Below are 618 nucleotides of genomic sequence, written 5' to 3'. Positions count from 1 at the left end.
CCAGATCGCTTGTACGTCAAACAGCCTCCTACAGAAGAAAGATTAACGGCAATTAATGCGGTGGTTCGTGTTCCTAGTGGCAACGAGTACAAGGCGACGGTTAAAGAGTTCACTACTGAGCCTGACCCAACCACGGGAACGTTTACCGTGACGCTTTCTTTACCGATGCCAAAAGAGGAATACATCCTTGATGGCATGGCCGTTGAAGTGACCTCGAAAGATGAAAAAGTGGGTTTAGAGCTGAACGTTGGGATCAATGTGCCGATTGAGGCAATTTTCAATGCTGATGGAGACGAGCTTGGACGTGAGAACAAGTTTGTTTGGGTGCTGAATGACGACGGTACCATTTCACGAAAACAAATCCGAACCGGCAAAGCCTCCAAAACCTCGATTCAAGTGCTTGATGGATTAGCGCTTAACGACAAAGTGGTGGTTGCTGGCGTTTCGCGACTCAGAGATGGAATGAAAGTGGAAGTGGTTAAGCAGGAGGCTGGTTTATGAGCGAGCAAAACAAAGTGCCTCAAAGTGATGATGATGTAACGGGCATTGCGGCTTATTTCATTCGAAATCGCGTGATTAGCTGGATGGTGTCTTTGATCTTCTTGATTGGTGGTATTG

General features: G+C 46.9%; 1 pseudogene. It reads left to right on the top strand.

The features are described from left to right. Positions 1-501 (top strand): annotated as a pseudogene (vmeH, locus tag R7Z49_RS26020) (efflux RND transporter periplasmic adaptor subunit VmeH); the annotation flags it as partial. Between the last annotated feature and the right edge of the window lie 117 nt (positions 502-618).

Origin of the sequence: Vibrio sp. 1562, from assembly GCF_033340155.1 — a bacterium.
Lineage (GTDB): Bacteria > Pseudomonadota > Gammaproteobacteria > Enterobacterales > Vibrionaceae > Vibrio > Vibrio alginolyticus.
This window is presented reverse-complemented; position numbering and strand designations above follow the sequence as displayed.